The sequence below is a fragment of the Pseudoalteromonas atlantica genome (genome assembly GCF_043641955.1).
In the GTDB taxonomy this organism is placed as follows: Bacteria; Pseudomonadota; Gammaproteobacteria; order Enterobacterales; family Alteromonadaceae; genus Pseudoalteromonas; species Pseudoalteromonas atlantica_A.
In genome coordinates, this window is record NZ_JBHZRV010000001.1 from 261,793 (window position 1) to 278,700 (window position 16,908).

The 16,908-nt window shown below is 38.1% G+C and carries 10 protein-coding genes; 4 read left to right on the forward strand and 6 right to left on the reverse strand.

Features of this window, described 5'->3' with window-relative positions:
• Positions 1-351, forward strand: a complete 351-nt coding sequence (dndE, locus tag ACHUE3_RS01180) for a DNA sulfur modification protein DndE (RefSeq protein WP_394189357.1) — start codon at positions 1-3, stop codon at positions 349-351.
• 153 nt (positions 352-504) lie between these two features.
• Here the strand turns inward: dndE and ACHUE3_RS01185 are convergent, their stop codons facing one another.
• The 4 genes from ACHUE3_RS01185 to dptF are packed head-to-tail and all read right to left on the reverse strand — an operon-like array spanning position 505 to position 10,253.
• The gene (locus tag ACHUE3_RS01185; RefSeq protein WP_394189359.1) at positions 505-2,340 is read right to left on the reverse strand and encodes a DUF262 domain-containing protein; all 1,836 of its coding nucleotides are present in this window, start codon (positions 2,338-2,340) and stop codon (positions 505-507) included.
• Complete coding sequence (gene dptH, locus ACHUE3_RS01190; protein ID WP_394189361.1) at positions 2,333-7,378, reverse strand: DNA phosphorothioation-dependent restriction protein DptH; 5,046 nt, start codon at positions 7,376-7,378, stop codon at positions 2,333-2,335. Before dptH ends, ACHUE3_RS01185 begins: the two co-directional genes overlap by 8 nt.
• Positions 7,359-8,657 carry a DNA phosphorothioation-dependent restriction protein DptG gene (gene dptG, locus ACHUE3_RS01195; protein ID WP_394189363.1) on the reverse strand — a complete coding sequence of 433 codons (1,299 nt, stop codon included), beginning with the start codon at positions 8,655-8,657 and terminating at the stop codon, positions 7,359-7,361. The genes dptH and dptG overlap by 20 nt, the downstream gene beginning before the upstream one ends.
• 3 nt (positions 8,658-8,660) lie before the next feature.
• A complete protein-coding gene (gene dptF / locus ACHUE3_RS01200) occupies positions 8,661-10,253 on the reverse strand; it encodes a DNA phosphorothioation-dependent restriction protein DptF (protein WP_394189365.1) in 1,593 nt (530 codons plus the stop codon).
• A gap of 903 nt (positions 10,254-11,156) precedes the next feature.
• On the opposite strand from dptF, the gene ACHUE3_RS01205 reads away from it, so the two are divergent.
• Together ACHUE3_RS01205 and ACHUE3_RS01210 are read left to right on the forward strand one after the other, a co-directional pair.
• Positions 11,157-11,456, forward strand: a complete 300-nt coding sequence (locus tag ACHUE3_RS01205; protein WP_087534702.1) for a helix-turn-helix domain-containing protein — start codon at positions 11,157-11,159, stop codon at positions 11,454-11,456.
• Positions 11,446-12,651: a type II toxin-antitoxin system HipA family toxin gene (locus tag ACHUE3_RS01210; RefSeq protein WP_394189368.1), complete on the forward strand. Its 1,206-nt coding sequence runs from the start codon at positions 11,446-11,448 to the stop codon at positions 12,649-12,651. The genes ACHUE3_RS01205 and ACHUE3_RS01210 overlap by 11 nt, the downstream gene beginning before the upstream one ends.
• 407 nt (positions 12,652-13,058) lie before the next feature.
• Here ACHUE3_RS01210 and hepT read toward each other — a convergent pair whose 3' ends face one another.
• A complete protein-coding gene (gene hepT, locus ACHUE3_RS01215) occupies positions 13,059-13,838 on the reverse strand; it encodes a type VII toxin-antitoxin system HepT family RNase toxin (RefSeq protein ID WP_394189370.1) in 780 nt (259 codons plus the stop codon).
• Between the two features lie 704 nt (positions 13,839-14,542).
• Here hepT and ACHUE3_RS01220 point away from each other — a divergent pair.
• Positions 14,543-16,048: a phospholipase effector Tle1 domain-containing protein gene (locus ACHUE3_RS01220; protein WP_394189372.1), complete on the forward strand. Its 1,506-nt coding sequence runs from the start codon at positions 14,543-14,545 to the stop codon at positions 16,046-16,048.
• A 4-nt stretch (positions 16,049-16,052) separates the two neighbouring features.
• Here ACHUE3_RS01220 and ACHUE3_RS01225 read toward each other — a convergent pair whose 3' ends face one another.
• Positions 16,053-16,769 (reverse strand): substrate-binding periplasmic protein, encoded by a 717-nt coding sequence (locus tag ACHUE3_RS01225; RefSeq protein WP_394189374.1) that lies wholly within the window; start codon positions 16,767-16,769, stop codon positions 16,053-16,055.
• Between the last annotated feature and the right edge of the window lie 139 nt (positions 16,770-16,908).

Sequence of the window (16,908 nt, forward strand, 5' to 3'; positions counted from 1 at the left end):
ATGCTCCCACAAACTATGTGGCTTAACAAAACCGTTGAAGAACAGCTCCAAACCCTTAAAGGCAAAACAGGCGTTACACCAAACGTAGCCGCCCGTATCGCATTCTTTCGTTCTATCGAAAAGGGGTTTATTTTTAATAAAGAAAAAGACTATAAGCTTTCAGGTAGCCTTAAACTCGATAAATTTACGTGGTTAGGTAAAACCCAAATGGTGACTGAGTTATTACTTAAACAGCGCTACCCTGAGTATTCTGATAAAGAATTACAAATAGCATGGGCAGCACATGTTGAGGATGGAGTTTCTGCTATTAGAAATCATAAATCTCTACTACCTTTGGTAGGTGATTTATGAAGACCATGTTACAGATTTAGTGTAATTACTAGGTTTAAATAACATCTTTTAAATGGTCACAACTTACAAATAGAGCAGTAGTAAATTATTAGATTAGCCATTTAAATTAACTAGGCCAGTAGCTATTTTCACTGGCCTACATATCCTTTAACTTCAGCTAAAATTTAAGTCTTCGTATTGAGGTATATTCTCTTTAAATATACTTGGAGCAATAAGTTCAAAAGGAGGCTCATAAGAATCAATTGTCCAACGTTTAACTGCAAACTTAACTAAATCTAATTCTCTTTGTAAAATATTCTTTTCTCGCCATTCTGAACCATCTGTATACTTCTTTATATAACGTTCAGAGTTCGTTGATTTAGTATCGTGAGAATAGTAGTAGTCAGAGTCTTCATCAAATAACTTTTTATCAATAAATTTTCTCCCTAGCCTTGGGTTATCTAGGGTTAATACTAAGTTGCCAATTCTATGCACCCACCTTTCTGCTTTTAACCCATCACGCCAATGGCTTTGCCATTTGTCATTATCTCTATGTGACTGCGGTAAGATATGCTCGATACTTTCCTTTTTATCTAAGTAATCAATAGGCCTAGATGTAGAAGGGGTAAGACTTAATTCATATTCATAAAGAAAATAATAAATATAGTTCCAATTCTTATAATTCAATTCACCTGAAATTAATTTTACAAAAACTTCACCAGCTGGATCATCCTTTAACATCAATTCTGAAAGTCTTTTACGAATATCTGTTGCAGTTTTAGTAGACAACAAGACCTGGTTTGCCAACTCTAGAATGGCAGCTGAATTTTTATCCACACGATATTTGCTAAGCGCATGCATTCTAAAAGTATACTTTTCACAAGTATTGACGATGCTCTCAAACTCATCTTCCTCCGCGGTACAATTCAAATATGCAGCTGTTAATATTTTTTTGGTTATTGTTTGTAATCCTAAATGATCAAGAGCATCTAACCATTTACCGCATGTATGCGAACACAAGTTCCCATAATATCTAGCCTTATTATTGCTATTAATAAATCCAAATGCATTAGCATAAGTTTCCCAATAAGTAATAAAGCTAATTAGCCTAGCCTCTTTTCCTCCATTACTACCTTCAAGCAATACCCTATACTCTTTTACAAATTGGTTATGAACATCTGTTGCCCCGACATTAACTCCATGAAATACAGAGTAAAGCTCTGATATAAATCCATTTTCATTACTTCTATTACCAACTCCAAACTTTTCTAAGCTTTCAATTGCTTTGAACCAAAGGTTTTCTGGTTTTACATTTAATGATCTTCTCTCAGCAACTAAAATACAAAAGTTCTTAATTTTCTCAAACTCGGTTAAAGGTAATCCTCTAGAGTTAATAGCATCAAAAGTTAAATAACGGTCAATTTGCATTTCTCCTAAATCAACTTGTATTAACATTACTTGATGATTAACCTTATTACGTAAGCTTAAAACATCCTCTCGTGTTTTATATTTTTCTAATTTTTTACTTATATGTTTTACAGCACCTTCCATAAGCCTCATAGGAGGTGTTTTTTCATGTGGAGCATAAGATGGGTTTGTTCTTACTAGATGGCTTAAGCAGTCATTTAAAATTTTATTTTCATTTTCAATACGTAAGCGTTTATCACCCTCTTTGAAAGCAATTAGTTTCCCTAAAATCTCAGACTCTGGCGTTACTTTTCCGTCAATTTCTATTAACCTCTCTCTGACTGCATTCAGCAGTAAAAGAAGTGTTGTTAACCTTTGCTGACCATCTTCTAATATATATCTAACAGTAGGTGTTCTGTCATCATCAGTTTGAAATTGCTCTTTTTTAGTTACTATTACAGTACCTAAATAATGAGACTTATCTCCCATAAGCTCCATATCGACAAATAAGTCATCGATTTCTTTATTTGTCCAACTATAACCACGCTGATTTTTTGGAATGACATAAACACCGTCGGACAAAAGTTTATTTAAATTATTCACTAAGTAACTCCCAAAATGCTTTATCTTTAATGCGTTTAATTTGTTTTTCACCATCGATATAAAGGCTGGTGTGTTTTTCAAGTTCGCGAATGTTTTTCATCAGCAGCTCTTGCTCTGACTTATCATCTTTGTTGAATATACCTTTAATATCTTGCGTTTTGATTTGCGCTACGCGGTGCACAATCCAGCTTAATATATATGCTGAATAGTCGTTTTCACTGGTTTTAAAATGAGTGATATCTTGCGTTGATAAAATAACGCCCACGCCATATTCACGGCCTTCTTTTAGTATTTTTCGAAGGCTTGGGAAGTTTTGCGACATGAAATTATCGGCTTCATCAACTAGCACTAGTTTAGTAACTTGCCTAAAGTCACCTTGCACTTCTGGCTTACCTTGCTTTTGCATTTGCGAGTAAAACAAATCGAGCGTAAGCGCCACAACAAGGTTTTGTATTTCGCCTGGGTAGCCTGCCAGCTCAACGACGGTAATGCCATCAACAAGATCGTAAAGCGACATGCACTTGCTGGTGTCGTCTTCAAATATCTCAAGCTCACAGATGCTCTCAAGCGCTGCGTATAATGAATCTTCCGCTGGCTCGCTATCTAAAAACAATGACCACAAATCAGCCATAGTCGGTGCAGCTTTACTCCATGTAGACTTATTCGCTTTATGAATACCAGCCAAGTCGTAAGCATCACCAATTAATTTACGTAACTTAAGCTGCTGCTTAGTGCCTAAGTTAAATGCTTTGCCCATAGTCTCTGAAAAACCACGCGCTGTGTGCACAGGCAGCATGGGTGTATCACCAAATAAACTAAGCGGGTTGTATGGCAGTTTATGTAAGTTAAACTTTTTACCATTAGTGGCATTTATAAACTTATCGTCTACATAATCCGATTTGTAATCGAAAATAAGTATGCCTATCGGTTTGCCATCAACATTATTATGCTGATTACGATAAAGCTGCGTCACTACCGATTTAGTACACTGTGTTTTACCTGTACCCATAGTGCCTATGATGCCTGAATTGGTATTCATGAATTTAGCGGTATTTGTTGGCTCCCAGTAAACAGGCTCATTATTTTGCATAACATGCCCAACAAGCACTTTTAATGAGTCTGTTGAGGTTGGCTTTGCCACAATGCTCGGCGCAGCTTCTTCGGCAACTTTAGGTAAGACCTCATCTGCAGGTTTTGGTTTATCTGGGTCTATTTTTTCAATGGTCTTTATTGGTGTAACACTACTTTTATTTACCACTTCGCCTTCAAGAATGTATTGCTCGGGTATATAACAAAGCTCACTACTTTGAATGTTAGAAAGTAATGTTTGTAGTGGGGTGCTTATAAAGCGATTTAAGTTAGCGCTTGGTAGTATTATTTGTAGAATATCGTCTTCAACGGTGTATTCTTCTTTGGCAAAATCGGCGTTTTCAAAAAATGCCATCATAAAACCTTGCGGGTAGTCGGCTAAATCGGCTACTTGGTAATCACCTTGTAACCACCACTCACGATTGTTCTGTAGCTCGTTAAAGTAGTCATTCTCGTATACTTTGTATAATTCAAACTTATCAACTTGCATTAATACTTGGCGAATAAACAGGCCTCGATATAAATGCCCCGCGAGGTCGTCACGGCCAAATAAGTTTTCAACTAAGTAACGCTTAAGCTCTTTAGCTTGTTGAATGCCTTTGCCGTGTGTGCGCTTTTTACCAATTTTAACTTCAAGCGGTAGCAAGTACATGTTGCGGCCTTTAAAGCCAACAAATAAAACGTCGTCAGATATAGCGCCACTTTTAATATTTTGTGAATAACGCGAGAAGTCGCTATCACTCATTTTTAAGCCAATATTACCTGCTACACGCAGCATTTCGGCCACACTCATTGGAACCCAAGTAATATCGCTTTGATGTAGCAAACAGTTTACGTATTTATACGCTCCAATTATGCTTTTTTTCTCTTTGCGATCGTTGTCGTTACTGGTGATCATTTTAAGTAACCACTCACCATTAAACGCATTAAACTCGTCTATTAAGCCTTTAATTCCCTGCGAAAGTACTTGGTCGTATAAGTCACGGCGCTTGGTAACAGTTATAGCATCGTAATTTGCAGAATTAGTAAAGTTGTCTGAGTAGTGAATCAGTACGGCATCTTTTTGGCCTTTAAAAAACTCAAGTGTTACTTTAGGGTCAATAATCACCGTCCATACTGAGCTTTCGTACACCCCATCAAGTAGCTCTGATAGTTGCCCCGCTACTTTTAAACCTAAACCATTACTGGTTTCATACTTTTGCCCGCACCACGCAGCTTTAGCTAAACTGTTAAACTGACTACTCAGTTTTAAAGTTGCGGTACTATCAACATCGAGTTTATTTAAACCGAAGGTTGTAAAGTAGGTGTTTTGCTCTTGATACGCGGTTTCGCCTGCTAATAAGCCATGGCAAGCAACGCCTGTTTTTTCGGTAAGCACATCAACAGGGACTGGCTCTACTGTTGTATCGTTACGTACAAAGCTAATGTGTGCATAGTTAAATGATGGCTCTTGTGCATTTAATTTAAACTTACTGTACGTTATGCGATTTTTAAGCATATCGGCAATAGCGTCAGCTTTGTCTTTTTCGCTACTAAGCTCTGCTATGTCTTTTAGTTGGTCGTAACTTGGCGCATCTGCAAAATCATCAAAATAAGTACGTTGTAGTGCTTTATCGTAAATATTTACGTGAATACGGTTTGCTTCGTCGGGTGATTTCTTTTTTAGGTAATCAACCAAGCCTAAAAATAGCGCGGTGTTGTTGCCATTATTGATAGAGTTAATATAAACAGTTTCTTTACCGCCTTTATCAAAAAGAACATCAAACGCTTTTGTAAACTCACTTGTTTTTTGCCTAACTAGCGGTCGTACATATTCTAGCGCCGCTTTTTTATTAGAAACTAGTTTGCACCACATACGGTTATCAGCTACAGCTTGGTTGTATGCAAAACCGTCTGTTGCATGCCATACAAAAGGTAATAAACCTTCTGCATTTAAACGTTTAATAGTGGCTTTAGGTAAGGTATTAAAACTACTGTCGTTGTCGTCACAAGCACGTGTAACCAACTGCGCAAAATAAGCGAGTGTTAATGGGTGAAGCGGAGTTATGTATTCTTGCTCTTCAAATTCAGCAATACCTATATTTACCAGCATATTAGATTGCGGTGATAATAATGATTTGGTTTCTAACTTAGCAATGTGAGCTAAATAGCTTTCAACCACTTTATTTGCCAAGCTCAAGAAGTCAGCGCCCCAAGAGCAAGTGCTTATAAGCGCTTTTCGTTCATCTAGATAATCAAATAGTGATTTGTAAGCTGCATATAAATCTGGGAATACGCTTTCAAGATTATCTAAAGTAACCTCAGGCCTATTTGCAACTTGTGTAGCTAAGATTCGCTCATCTTGAAGTTTTGCTTCCCAATTTAATAGATTTTTACGCATACCTGTGGGGTTTAAGTCTTTTCCGTCAATAACCACCTTTTCTTTAACGCGGTTATATAAGCCATTAAAGTTATCATTATATAAACGGTTGAACAGGTTAGTATCAAGTACTAATGGCAGGCTTAATGTATCTGATGAAACAGCGCCATCCACTTCAAAATTAAGTACATGCGCACCACTTTGAACTGCAAAAGTTAATGTGTCTGTTTCATTGGCAAACTGTGCGAAGTCGACAGTCTGTGTTTGATTAACTTGGAAGGTTTGATTTGATTGCGTAACTTTAGCCGGAGTCCCGTGCTCTGCAATCTGTAAAACCCCTGCGTTTGTCTGCAAAGTTATAAGCTGCTTACGTGGTACGAGCAGAAAGCTATCGGCTAAATCATCAAGATAAAAAGCACCTTGCGGTATAACTAACACTCTGTACTTAAAGCGCTCTTGTGGTTTTTCTCGTTTAAAATCAACACTAAAATAAAGTGGCTGATTATTAAAGGTGCCTGAAATCTCAGCGATGCTGCGCTTTTGCGAGCGGTTGTTTACATCAAGGGTAACTTCTTCTTTAGTGTGCTGTAGTTTTAATTCATTTTTTTGAATTTTACCGCCAACAAAACTAGCCTCAATTTTAAAGTCAGTTTTATCTGCTGGCATTTGAATTATTAAATGGCGCTCTTTTTTATTCTCGCGTGCTATAAAATCAATCTCTAAAATTGTTTCACTTTCAAACGCAAGTAGGTTGTCTTTATTATCACGGCGTTCTTTTATAATTGCACCAAAGTCGAGCTCTTCCCAATTTTGATCGTCACCAAAATTCGTATTCACAAACTTTTCGCTAAGATCTAAATCACCTAGTTTTTCTACAAGCTCTTGTGGGTACTTTTCGACTATCTCACTAATATTGCCATATAACTGGTGATTTTGTGACAAACGTTTATCTATTTGATCTGTATCGTCCCAGCTCACAATAGTGTTGTCGTTAAAGAGGCCTAATTCATTAAACTGAATAACACCGTCTTCCAAAGCATCATAAAGTTCAGTAAAACCAAACATAGTGGCACCGTCTTCAATAATTAGTTTGAAACGGTGATCAAGCAGGCACTGAGACACTTTGTCAGTGCCGCTAATTGACGAAATAAGCTCACTGAGTGATTTTTTTATTGTTGAGGGATGCCACACTTCACCCGCTTTTCCTAAATCACGTGCTGAGTTAATTAGTGTATCTAAATAAGAGTTGTGAATAACGAGTAATGCACAGTCTTTTAAAAGGCCATCTTGCGCTGATACTAAATCGCGTAAATGCGAGATAAAGTTTTCACTTAGGCCTTGTGCGCTTTCGCTATGTACAACAGGTATTAATGTAGTATTACCAAAAGTAATAGCTGGCAGTGTTTGATCTATGTCGTTAGTTTTCAATTCAACACTTGTATCTGCCTTATCAAGCATTGCCTGATAAAGCTTTAAACTATTATCGCTATCTGGCGAGCGAAATTGAAAGCGACTTTCACCTTCAAAACCTTTAGTTGCCCAGTGGCAAAAGTGCTCAACTAAAAAGTCTTCATATAGTTTTTTTGACATAAACTGCATCTCCACTGTCACTCATTCTTTCTACGTTACCCATTCTTTCAAACAAATCGATTAAGCACTCTTCACTGCTTTTATCGAAAAATACACCGCGTTTTTGAAACTCAATTAATAATTCATGGAGCCTTAACTTTTCGTTTTCAGCAATACACAAATTCGTAAGCAACAATAGGTAGTCTTGGTTTAATACTAAGAATGAGCCTGCTCGGCGTCGGTTTTGTTCAAAAGGCTTAATTAAGGTTTCGCGAGTGGCTTTTACAAAGTTGTTAAAAGCAGTTTCACGCGTGGCACCTTTTTTAAATTGCTCAATAAAAAGTTTGGCTAAATTGCTAATTGCTTCACTTGGCGTCGCCGCTAGGGATTGTTGGCTAGTTAAGTTTCTATCAATATGAAATTCGGCAGCATAATTGTTTAAAGCGTCGATATCACTATCAGTGAGCTCTTCAAATAATTGCCATAAAGGACTTACCGTTGTTTTTGTATCTTGTAGGCTTTCGTTTAGAGCCAAGTATGGAAATAACGAATAACTAGATTCAATAACTTGCTTGTGCCCGTGTAATTGCAATTTAGTGCGCTCTTTACTCGCTTTTTCGCTATCTAAAATAAAGTAACATGGCTTTATTTCAGGCCTTTGAGCCCACCCTTTTATATTGAGTGATAGTTGCGCAGTATATAAAAAACCATATAGCTTTAAAAAGGCCTTAATATTTTGTAAAAAATGCTCGGGGTAACTAACTAAAAATGTTAAATCTTGCTGAAATTGCTCTGACAAGAAAGGGAGATAAGCAATATGTTGTTTACGTATCTTTTGATTTTTATTAGTAACAAGTGGCGAGTCAAAAACCTTTTTTACTTCTTGCTCTAAAAAATTAAGCTGAGCTTTTGGTGCATTAGTGACTTCAACATCCCCCATTAAACTATTAAATAATGACGTTAGACGTTCGTCACCTGAGTTACTTGTATCAGGGTTTAGCACTTTTAAGGCTTGCATCTCAGGGGCTATATTTAATACTTGCTCATTATCAAAATACATTTTTTCGATAACATGCCAAAACGGTTCACCGTCTAACTTATCAGTAAAATGCGTTTTACATAGTTTTTTAAAGTCGTCGAGTGATTCTATGTTTTTTTCAAGTTTAAGGCTGTGTAAAGATTTAATGAAAAAGCCAACTACAGTTTCCCAGTCATACTTATTGTTAGCGCTATTCGCTGAAACAGGGAAATAACTAGCAGCACTATTATTTTTTGGCTTTAATTGTTCTAATAATGGCATTTACTAACCCTCACTAACCATAATGTCTTCATCATCAAGTTCTAGGTGGTACTTACCATCAACACCTGTAATGACTATTTCTGTGGCAACTTTTGCTTGCTGAACTATTTCTGAAGCTAACTCATCTAGTAGTATCACTGAGTTTTTATCATGCTTATTTGGGCGATAACCATTGTTTATATTGATGAGTAGAGACAATAGATTAATATTTATTGGCAGAGTAAATTTCTTATCTTGCAGCTTTAAATGTGCATTAAAAAATGCACTACTATTGGTTGTTGATGCAGAAATAGATTTAGCATCCATTGTTAAATCAGCTGGCGCTGCAATTTGGTAATCACCAAAATCTGAAAGTAAAAAGAACTTCTTCCCTAGCTTCGGTGCGTTTCGGTTTATATAAGCGCGAATAGCTGAAATTAGCGTATCTCTGTAGAACTCTTTTAAACTATTTTTTTGTATGCTGTCACCGCTGTAAGACTTATGCAGCTGATAAACAGAAATATAGGATTTGGTCAGTGATTCGTTGAAGTCATCAGTAAACTTATGATGATAGCTATTAGCAAATTCATCATATTTCAGTAAATAAAATAAACGTAAGTACTGTGCACCACTTTCAATATTCGTGATACCCAATTTATTCAATGCACCTTTAAATGCTTCAAAATCTACATCAGGTAAACCTAAATCATATGCAAGTATAAAACGGTCTATTTCTTTAGTGCGAAGGTGAGCAGGGTCAAAATCTTCAATTTTATTAGCAAGTTCGTTATCGCCACCCGCAAATAAATTATCGAACAAATACCCTTCGCCAAATAAAAGTTCATGGACGAAATCAAGAAGTGCGCGGGCAGTTAAAAATTGATCTCGCATTAAGCGTGCTTTAAATAACAGATCTATAATAACTTTTTGTACAGAAGGTAGGCTGAGTAATTCAAAGTTTGCTATTAAGCGTAAAGTTAGTGGATCGTTTTGTTGCAACTTCTCTTTTTCAAGTAGTTGACGAATAATATTGTTATCTTGCTGAGTGATTCGCTCAAACAGTTTCTTTGCAAAATCACATTTATAGCCATCATCGCCTATTTCAAACTTTGGATAATCTTCAAAGTTTATAAAGATAACATTGCTATCCTGTACGGCCCTATTTTGAAGGTATGCACTAATTTTGCTACGTATAAATTGATTTTGACCTTCTTCAGCGTAATTGCCTAACATACCGGCATTAATACCAACAACTAAAGGTGTGTTTGCAAATTCAAATTCGTTAAATACTTTATCTAATGTCTGAATAGCACTGCCATGTGGATCAAAACTATGTGTGGCATCTAAATGAAACTTAATCCGTGAGGCAAAATTGACTTTAGCTTTTGTTAAAAGTTCTGATTTACCATCGCCACTACTACCACATAAAAAAAGTACTTTTTTGTCGTTTGCCCCAAAACTCGAAATAGTTTTATTGACCACCTCTTCGATAGGCATTTGAATGTACAAATATGACTTTATATCATCAAGTAATGACTGGTTTTGTTGACTTCTTTCAGTCGAAACAGCGTAAGGTGAAGACTTTGATAAGACGCTGAGGGCTTCTTTCAACCGCATAAATAAGTCCCGTTACTGCGGTTTAAAAGTAAACCGCTCCGTGGTTAATTAATAATACTTAACTACTAGCTTGTTAAGCTCTTATTAAGTTTAATCCTAACCTAACATAAAAATGTATTAAAAACATAGGGTTTTCCGATGGGTAGCAAGTACATAGCTTAGAAACAGTGAAAATTAAGAATTTAGTCTGGGTGATATTTAGGTACTAGGAGTTAGAGAAGTGAATAGGTTCTAGCGCAACTTTATTGCTCTTCTCATTTACCCTCATTGTCTTCTCTTTGTGCAAATGATTTTAAGTGATTTACTCACAAAGAGGTCAAGAGGCGCTGCGCTTTAGAGGAATAATATGAAAACCGCGTCAGCAAGCTTAACGCCTGCATTGAAGAGAAGGTACTAGGTTCTAGGGAAGTGACTAGGTTCTAGAATGATTACCGAAGCCCGCAGCTTTGTTTTCTCATTTACCCTCATTGTCTTCTCTTTGTGCAAATGATTTTAAGTGATTTACTCACAAAGAGGTCAAGAGGCGCTGCGCTTTAGAGGAAAAATATGAAAACCGCGTCAGCAATCTTAACGCCTGCATTGAAGAGAAGGTGCTAGGTTCTAAGGAAGTGACTAAGCGCTAGGGTTAATTCGTCGCTAGTGGCTTTGTTTTCTCCTTACCCTCACTTCTCTTTGTGCAAATGATTTTAAGTGATTTACTCACAAAGAGGTCAAGAGGCGCTGTGCTTTAGAGGAATCATATTAAAACCGTGTCAGCAAGCTTAACGCCTACGCTGTATAAAAGGTGCTAGGTTCTAGGATTAGCCCGCATCTCGGCGCTGATTTTTTTAAATCACCTTGTAAAAAAATTAAATACCGCTAAACTAATCATTAACACCTTATTGACTGACTTAGCATTCATTTATGAGATCTGAACAAGCATTAAAACTGGCACAGCGGTTGGGTGATCTAATTCGCCAACACCGCACTTTGCACTACACTCAGAGCACTTTTGCCAAGATGATTGGAGTGTCGCGCTCTACTGTACAAAAGCTTGAACAAGGTGAAGTTGTTAAAAGCGATATATTGTTTGAAGCGTTAGTGGTGTTGCAATTACAGGGGGCGCTGCTGGACGAAATTAACGAGCTGGCCGCTGATGTGGGTGGGTACAATGCACGGCAACGTAAAACTCATAAAGCGCAGGTGATTAACGATGACTTCTGAGTGTTATGTATTTATAGATGGGCTAGAAAGCACACCTGTGATCTGTGGCTATTTTAAGTTAGATACTAAAACTGGTCGTGGTGAGTTTAACTATGGTAAAAGTTATCTTGCTCGCACTGATGCCTTTGCACTTGACCCAATTCATCTGCCTTTACAGCCAGGTATAGTCAGCTATAGTGCAAACAAAGGTGTATTTGGAGTGCTAAGTGATGCTGGTGCTGATTCGTGGGGCCGTAAGCTCATTTTATCGTTGCATAATACAAAACCACAAAACGAGTTGGAGTTTCTACTGGCAGGCTCTGGCTATGGTGTTGGTGCACTGGTATTTAGCTTATCGCGTAGTGCATCGAAGCATAAAACCAATAAAAACACCTTGGCAGACTTAGCTTTACTGGATCAAGCAAAAGATGATCTTTTAGCTAATAAAGCTATTTCAAATGAGGCTAAAAATGCCTTTGAGTTTGGCCAAAGTATGGGCGGCGCACGGCCCAAAACCTCTGTGCAAATTGGCAGCAAACTTTATTTAGCAAAGTTTAATCGTCATGATGATTTATTCAATTTAGTACGAGCTGAACACGCAGCTATGTGTATGGCTAAAGAATTAGGCATTCGTTGTGCGAATAATCAAATTCATGAAACAGAAAACGGTGATGTACTCCTTGTGGAGCGCTTTGATGTAAGCGCGGGCTTACCTACTCATCACTTTTTAAGCGCAAATAGCTTACTACAAAAACCTAAAGTGGCTATGAGTGATTTAGCGACTTATTATAGTTACGCTGAATTGGCTGAATTTATTCGTCACCATACTGGTGAATTTGCCAATGATGCAACTGAGCTTTACAAACGAATGGTGTTTAATGTGATGATTGGCAATACTGACGATCACAGTCGTAATCATGCGTTTTTGTACCAATTTGCAGATAAAACATGGCGCTTGAGCCCAGCTTACGACATCACCCCAATCAATAACTCAAAACAACATGGCATTGGGCTTGGAGATGATGGCCGATACGCCAGTATCGATAATTTGTTATCACAAGCAAAACGCTTTGGTTTAACGAGAGCAAAAGCGACAGAAACAATCAGCCAAATAAAAGACTACACGCGGCAATGGCCGAGCCACTTTAAGCACTTTGCTGATATTAGCGATATAGATATAAAACGCTTAGAAAGTGTTATACCAGATATAGAATAGAAATGTGCTAGGCTTTAGGGAAGTGGCTAGGTGTGTAAAGGTACTAGGAGCTAGCGAAGTGACTAGGAGCTAGGATTGTTCGAAGCCCACAGCTTTTGTCTTCTCATTTACCCTCATTGTCTTCTCTTTGTGAAAATGCCTTTAAGTGATTTACTCACAAAGAGGTCAAGAGACACTGCGCTTTAGAGGAAATGACGAAAAGGTTTTAGGAAAGTGACTAGGAGCTAGGTATGCTCGCAGCCCGAAACCCGAGTTATTTTTACCTTCTCTGTATAGCGCAGCGCCTCGGTGATCTCTGTGGTGAAAATTGTTTTTAAACAATCACAGCTAAAGCTGGTTCCTACGGTATTAAAAGGTACTAGGCGCTAGGTGTATTCGTAGCTCGACCCCCGCAGCATCTTATCATTTCAATTGGCTAATTCTGCAATGGCCCGTAGGCTAAATTCATGCATAGTCACATAATGTTGTTTTTTGATAATCGTTTTCACAATATCTTGATCTATATTCAAATAATCATGTACAAGGGCGTTGCGTAAGCCAATTATTTTACGCCATGAAAGTAACTCTGTATCTGTTAAAGCTCCGAGTTGAGCTAACTCACTAAATGTTTGATATGCGTTACTGCTGGTGCTGCTTTTATGCCTTTTAAGCCAATGTTTTGCCAAACCAATACTGACTTCGGTCATCAACTGTAACAAACGCTCTGCGGCACGATAGTCTCTATTATTAAGTTGTTCTATTTGGCTTAATTCATTGAGTTCTAGTATATATTCGTCGGTATGCCGTGTTACTTCACTAATGTCATGCTTACTCGCTATCGTCTCAAACTCAAATTGGCTATAAATACGCTGCTGCTCTTTCATTGCTCTCAAACTATTTTTGCCTAAAATGGCATGCCCGTATTCTACTACATTGAATGCAAGGTAACTTGGGATCAAATTTATATCAACAATTGAAATAAGTTGTTCGTTCAAGCTAAGTGCATTGCTGATTTCAAGCTCGAGCTCTTTTGGCCTGAGTCGTTTATCAAATGAGCTTAACTCAAAATTTTTAAAGGCGATGGCAAGATCTATATCGCTATGGGGCTGCGCCGTGCCTTTGGCGTGGGAGCCATATAACCAGACAACATCAATATCGCTATTTTGTTGCAAATATTTGATTATTTTTTGAAAAACATTATTTCCCACAATACAAAACCATTAATAAAACGCAGGGATAATCATAACCTATCAGTTTTACAGTGAACACAAAAACTGATAATTCACTTTTATTTGTGCAAATGATTTTAAGTGATTTACTCACAAAGAGGTCAAGAGACGCTGCGCTTTAGAGAAAAAATATGAAAACCGCGTCAGCAAGCTTAACGCCTACGGTGTATAAAAGGTGCTATGCGCTAGGAAAGTGACTAGGTTCTAGAATGATTACCGAAGCCCGCAGCTTTGTTTTCTCATTTACCCTCATTGTCTTCTCTTTGTGCAAATGATTTTAAATGATTTACTCACAAAGAGGTCAAGAGGCGCTGCGCTGTAGAGGAATAATATTAAAACCGCGTCAGCAAGCTTAACGCCTACGGTGTATAAAAGGTGCTAGGCTGAATTATGGCCTGCTGCTCGAAGCCTGTGACTCGTAGCGTATGGTTTATTCCGCTACCCTGTCATCAGATTTTTAATGCATCACTTTGCACATTTAACGCACTTTTAGGTTGTATATTTAATTGGTGATACTTACTCAAGTGAATAAAGGTTAGCCCTGGTGATGGGTTGCTATTGTTTCAGTACCATTGTTCTTTAAAGGGCATACAATTTAATTATTCATCACAGTGTTTAAAAAATGTCTTTAAAGCTTAATAAAAAGGCTATATTTTGTATCAAACCACTTAAGGATTGATGCTATGACGGTTAAAACGCTGATTTTCAATTTTGATGGCACAGGGAACGAACCCCGTGATGCGGAGCAATTTAGTTCTGAACACTTTAAAGAAGATGCCAGTATTTCTAATATCCTCAAGCTGCATTTACTACTAGGTGGCACACTTAATAACGAACCCACAACTCAATTAGATAACCAACTTAGCTTTTACTACCAAGGTATTGGCACACAAGGCAGTCGTTTAAAGCGCTTATTAAATCAAACATTAGCGCCGCGTGATGATGACGTTGCCAGTATTTTAAACCACGCCATGAGTGACTTTAAATCGTATTATCAGCCAGGTGATAGTGTTTTATTAACTGGCTTTAGCCGTGGTGCGGCGCTGGCTCGCCGGTTTGCCAAATGCCTTGAACCCTTTATAACCGACCAAGTTTACCTGTGTGTGTTTGACACTGTGGCCTCGATTGGCCTGTCTAAAGTCACCAAGGCAACCCGTGGTGCTGAACATGTTATTTTTGAAAACCATACTCTTGCTAACAATGTAAATGCTGCCTTGCATTGCGTGTCACTTGATGAAAAACGCCGCGCATTTGAGCCAACTTTAATTAATCATCAAGCTAATGTTGATGAAGTGTGGTTTGCCGGGGCACACTCAGATGTAGGTGGCGGGTATTATCGTGATGGCCTTGCCGATATTTGTTTGCGTTTTGCTATTGAGTGGCTGCTTGAAAAACCCTTGCCTGTGGGCTTTAATACCAGCCATGACATTGATTATGAACTGCTCTTTCCAAGCGTTAAAAATGCACTGATCGCTCAAGACGATATGACCGTGACGCCAGATCCATTAGCGCTTAGCCACCAGCAAAATTACTTTTGGTTTAACCCATTTTTTAAACTTGTTGATCGGGAGTGCTGTGTATTGGTAAATGAACGAGAAAGCGATTTACCGCCTTTAGTTCATCACAGTGTGGCAAAACGGATTCATCATTTAACCAGCTATCGGCCAGAATCATTAAAAAGCTTAAGCTACCAACTTTTATACAGCGATAACACGACACTTAAATTTACTGGGTTAAGTGCCCATATTGGACTGATGAATCAAAATATGGCGGTGTTAAAAATAGACCAGAGTCACGATGTGTTGGTGTTTGCGTCTGAGCAATATAATGCTACGGGCTTAATGCTGGAGCAAGGCGCAACTTATCGCTTTACTCCCTACCCTGATCAACATTGGTTTGATGATGGCGTAAAATGTACAGCTGCTGGCTGGCACCGTAATAACGTTAAACTAGGGGTGAAAGAAATCCCTATGGCGCTACTCGAACCCTTTAGACGTTTGCCACAATCGCCTTGGTTTGCTCTAGTTGGTGCAATTGATTTCACCGATAACGACGCTTTTGAGGTTGCGGTTGGTGGCGAGTTTAAAATGCTGCATTCAGGAGAGTTTACGCCTTTTGCCAATGACTTAATGCGTTTTTATGGTGCAAATGCCGGAAAAATAAAAGTAAAAGTAACGCGTTTAGGGTAAGCCTTTACTGCGTATAGTTATCAATAATCTCTGTAATAGGTGTTTCGAGCTGCTTAATTGCATCATCAATTTTTTGGCTTTGTGCAGTGTTAACCGTTTTATTGCTAAACATAAAGTGAATGGGGTTGTCGTTTACAATATAGGGGTGCAGTGAAATCCCCGTAATGTTTTTTTGCGCCATTAAGTATAAGCCTGAGACTTCGTCGTCTATCATAAAGTCGACTCGTTTTGCTTTAAGCATTAAGAGCCGTTGGTTAATCATTTTTACTGGCACGATGAGGTTTTTATAGTTTGCTTGCTGGCTTAACTGTGCAAACTCCTCGCCATAATATCCTCCACTGTTAATCACAAAGGTTTTGCTGCTGTGCATTAAGTGTTGCAGATCATGTTTTATAAAAGCGCTATTTTCATACCAAAACAGGCGCATTCGTTCTCGCCTGTAGGGCAGTGAAAAGTGGCTGTACTTTGCTCTATCGTCGCTATAACTGGCTGCGGGTAACACATCAACTGTGCCTTTTTTAAGTTCGACTAATCCTCTAATTGATGAAGGTAAAAGTACAAACTGACTACAAAAACCCGCCTTTTCCAACACTAACCGGGTTATGTCGATATCAATGCCACTGAGTGTCCTCTCCCCTTTGAATACATAAGGAGGCCACGGTTGCCCTATACCCACTTTGAGTGTTTGTTCACACGCAAAGCTTGCATTGGCAATTAACATAACAATAAGGCATAGGTATTTAATAACGAACTCTCTACATTGCGTCGTCTATTGTATAAGTATGCAGCAATCTGAGCTAAACACAAAAAAAGCAGCTAAAAAGCTGCTTTGACTGAGTGAGTCACTTTATTTGCCACCT

Excerpts from the sequence above, each read along its gene's own strand:
- dndE (WP_394189357.1), top strand. The coding sequence starts at position 1 with ATGCTCCCACAAACTATGTGGCTTAACAAAACCGTTGAAGAACAGCTC.
- dptH (WP_394189361.1), bottom strand. The coding sequence starts at position 7,378 with ATGTCAAAAAAACTATATGAAGACTTTTTAGTTGAGCACTTTTGCCAC.
- dptG (WP_394189363.1), bottom strand. The coding sequence starts at position 8,657 with ATGCCATTATTAGAACAATTAAAGCCAAAAAATAATAGTGCTGCTAGT.
- dptF (WP_394189365.1), bottom strand. The coding sequence starts at position 10,253 with ATGCGGTTGAAAGAAGCCCTCAGCGTCTTATCAAAGTCTTCACCTTAC.
- ACHUE3_RS01205 (WP_087534702.1), top strand. The coding sequence starts at position 11,157 with ATGAGATCTGAACAAGCATTAAAACTGGCACAGCGGTTGGGTGATCTA.
- ACHUE3_RS01210 (WP_394189368.1), top strand. The coding sequence starts at position 11,446 with ATGACTTCTGAGTGTTATGTATTTATAGATGGGCTAGAAAGCACACCT.
- ACHUE3_RS01220 (WP_394189372.1), top strand. The coding sequence starts at position 14,543 with ATGACGGTTAAAACGCTGATTTTCAATTTTGATGGCACAGGGAACGAA.
- ACHUE3_RS01225 (WP_394189374.1), bottom strand. The coding sequence starts at position 16,769 with ATGTTAATTGCCAATGCAAGCTTTGCGTGTGAACAAACACTCAAAGTG.